This window comes from Xanthovirga aplysinae (assembly GCF_009711365.1).
GTDB classification, from domain to species: Bacteria; Bacteroidota; Bacteroidia; order Cytophagales; family Cyclobacteriaceae; genus Xanthovirga; species Xanthovirga aplysinae.
Genome location: NZ_SMMB01000699.1, coordinates 1 through 3,348, shown reverse-complemented (window position 1 = coordinate 3,348; position 3,348 = coordinate 1). Strand labels below are relative to the sequence as shown.

The window sequence follows — 3,348 nt, the reverse complement described above, 5'->3', positions numbered from 1 at the left end:
AATCAAAGTAAAAAGTTTTACTACCAATTTAGAAGAGAATAAGGCTAATACCGCAAAGGGGGGAGGTCCTATACCTACGGCTTTTCCTGAATGTCCTTATCATCGTACATGGTGGCCAGGAACAGAATGTGGTGGATAATATATATCTTTTAAATGCCCCTACTTCTCATAGGGGCATTTTTATCCAAAAATCAATATCACTTTAGTTATTGGTTTGTATAAAGTTAATTCTTTATAGGTTATAACCTTTTAAATACCATACCCTTAATTTTGGAAGGTACTTCCTCCTTAAAAGTTTTATTGAGATTGACGTTATTTTTTCTTGAGCTAAATTAAAGCCACTTAATCGTTAATTCAATTAATTTACGGACAGTTTTGGTATAGGGTGGAAACATAAGTTTTGCAGCACTAAATTTAGTAGGCTGTCGAAGTACCCCTCTTTCATTTGAAAAGGCCTGAAAGCCATGAAACCCATGGGCCTTCCCAATTCCACTGTTATTCACCCCTCCAAATGGAAGGTTGAGTTGAAAGAAATGAAGTACATTGTCATTTACGCAGGAACCTCCTGCTGAGGTGTTTTGCAAAATATCCCTAATGTTTCTGCGATTTTTACTGTACACATAGAGGGCCAAAGGTTTTTCCTTTTTTTGAATCAGGTGAAGGGCCTCTTCGAGATCAGAATAGCTTATAATTGGGAGTACAGGTCCAAATATTTCCTCCTGCATCACTTTGGAATTAAGATCTACATTATCCAGAAGGGTAGGGGATATAAATCGTTCGCTGGATTTTGTAATACCTCCAAAGCGCACTTTTGCCCCTTTTTCTATGGCTTCTTCTAACAAATGGTTGATTCTTGTAAAATGATTTTGGTTGACAATTCTAGCATAATCATTTGAGGAGATAATGTCGGTTTCTTCACCATAGGCCTTCTCAATGAAGATCCTCATGTTTTCAATGAATTCTTCTTTCTTGCTTTCATGAACCAATATGTAATCCGGGGCAATGCAGGTTTGTCCGTTATTAATGAATTTTCCCCAACATATTTTTTGAGCTGCCTCTTTTATATCTGCAGAGTGATCAATAATTACAGGCGATTTTCCACCCAATTCTAAAGTCACGGAGCTAAGGTTTTTGGCTGCTGCACCCATAACAATTTTACCCACTTGAGGACTTCCTGTAAAAAAGATGTGATCAAAAGGCTTTTCCAAAAGGGCTTGAGCAACTGTATGATCTCCTTCAAAAACAGCTACTTCCTCCTCTGTAAATGTATTCTTTACAATCCTTTTTATTAAGGAGGAGCTATGCGGAGTCATTTCTGATGGTTTTAAAATGACACGGTTTCCACCAGCTAAGGCAGATACCAAGGGTCCAAAAGTAAGGTTAAAAGGGAAGTTCCATGGTGAAATAATGAGAACGACCCCTTTTGGTTCCTGCCGGATATGGCTAACTGAACCGAACAAAGAAAGAGGTGTACTCACTCTTTTGGGTTTCATCCATTTTTTTAGATGCCTGAGCGAGTGCTTTATTTCTGAAGTAATGGCCAGTATCTCCGAAAGATCTGTCTCCCCAGGGTTTTTCTGAAAGTCTAGGTACAAGGCCTCTTGGATGTCTTTTTGGTAGTGAAGTACGGCTTGATGTAATCTTTTTAGCCTATCTTTTCTTTCTTTAAGGCTAAATGAAGGCGGGTGATACATTTTGCTTTTCTGAATTTGAAATACACGATCAATATCAGAGACGCTTTCATTTTTTATTTGTACTTGGGTTTTATCTTTTACAGAGTTGTCCATCTTTGTTGAGGTTAATATTTTTATCAAGAGTTAGAGCTTTCTAAATTTCTTTTACTAAGAAACCACCATTTTTCTTAATTCCTTTTTAAGAATTTTTCCAGTGGCTGTCATAGGTAAACTATCTACAATTTCTATAATTCTTGGATATTTGTAAGAGGCTATACGTTCTTTTGTCCAATGTATCAATTCTTCTACATCGGTATTGGCTCCTTCTTTTAAAATAACATAGGCTTTAATTTCTTCTCCATGCGTGTCATGAGGAATACCGATCACTGCCGCCAGAGATACGGCTTCATGTTGAATCAGTGCTTCCTCAATTTCTCTTGGGTAGACATTATATCCGCCTCGGATGATCATGTCTTTGGTTCGGTCCACAATGTAGAAAAAACCCTCATCATCCATTTTTCCAACATCACCGGTATGAAACCAATTTCCTTCAAATACTTGTTTATTGGCATCGGGCCGTTTATAGTATCCTTTCATCACATTGTGCCCTCTAATGATGATTTCTCCGGCTTCTCCTACAGGTACTTCCTCCATGTTTTTATTTACTATTTTCATCTGAACTCCCCAAAGTGGCGTTCCAATAGACCCTGGTTTTCGGACTCTATCAAGATGGTTGAAGCAAGCTACCGGTGAAGTCTCCGATAAACCATATCCTTCCAATATAGGAACATTAAATTGACTTTGAAAGTCCTTTAAAAGTTGAACAGGCATGGAAGCCCCTCCTGATACACAGATCCGTAAGTTATCGGCTATAGCTTGAAGATCAAATTTTTCAGTGTTTGGAAAATTTAGTAGACCCCAATACATGGTGGGAACTCCACAAAATACACTTACTTTTTCCTTCTGTAACAAATTAAAAGCAGTGGAAGGCTCAAAACGAGGTAGTAAAACTTGGGTTATTCCTTTTAGAATTCCAGCATTCATTTGTACGGTTTGCCCAAAAGAATGAAATAATGGCAAAACGATCAGGTAAATATCATCTTCTTGGTAATCCAACAGGGGAACAGTGCATTGAGCATTTTGAAACATGTTAAAATGCGTTAATTCTGCTCCTTTTGGTTGTCCTGTGGTTCCTGAAGTGTATAAAATGACTGCTGTATCCTCCGGTTGGGTTACTGTAGATTCAAATTGGGGAGAATTGCCATGCATTAATTGTCCCAAGGTCAATGTGTTTTTGAAAGGAGAGGTGGCTTTTGGATCAGCGGTAATGGTAAAAAAATGTTCGCAACTTTTAACTGATTCAAAGGCTTGGAAACCTTCTTCTCCCATGGGTAATTCCGGGGTGCCTTCAAAGCAAAAATAAGCCTTAGCATCACAATCTTGTAGATGGTAAATGATTTCATTTTTCTTTAATAATACGTTGAGGGGGACAACTACTCCTCCCGCTTTCAGTATTCCAAAATAAATGATGGGAAAATAGGGTAAGTTTAAACAACTGAGTGCAACCTTATCCCCTTTTTGAATTCCTTCATTAGCTAGTCCTTTGGCTACTTGATTAGCAGCTGCATTGATTTGAGAGTAGGTATATGAAGCGCCATTAAAAATAAAGGCGGTT

At 38.0% G+C, this 3,348-nt stretch carries 3 protein-coding genes; 1 reads left to right on the top strand and 2 read right to left on the bottom strand.

The window, feature by feature from the left end; all coding sequences use genetic code 11:
* Position 1: 1 nt before the first annotated feature.
* Positions 2-139 (top strand): pinensin family lanthipeptide, encoded by a 138-nt coding sequence (locus E1171_RS24905; protein WP_425509604.1) that lies wholly within the window; start codon positions 2-4, stop codon positions 137-139.
* Between the two features lie 193 nt (positions 140-332).
* Here the strand turns inward: E1171_RS24905 and E1171_RS04330 are convergent, their stop codons facing one another.
* Both E1171_RS04330 and E1171_RS04325 read right to left on the bottom strand, forming a co-directional pair.
* Positions 333-1,787, bottom strand: a complete 1,455-nt coding sequence (locus E1171_RS04330) for an aldehyde dehydrogenase family protein (RefSeq protein WP_155204457.1) — start codon at positions 1,785-1,787, stop codon at positions 333-335.
* Between the two features lie 54 nt (positions 1,788-1,841).
* Positions 1,842-3,348: long-chain-fatty-acid--CoA ligase (locus E1171_RS04325; protein WP_155204455.1), on the bottom strand; the 1,507-nt coding region annotated here is incomplete at its 5' end.

What these genes read in the sequence shown, in the direction of transcription:
- E1171_RS04330 (WP_155204457.1), bottom strand. Translation starts at nt 1,787, where the DNA reads ATGGACAACTCTGTAAAAGATAAAACCCAAGTACAAATAAAAAATGAA.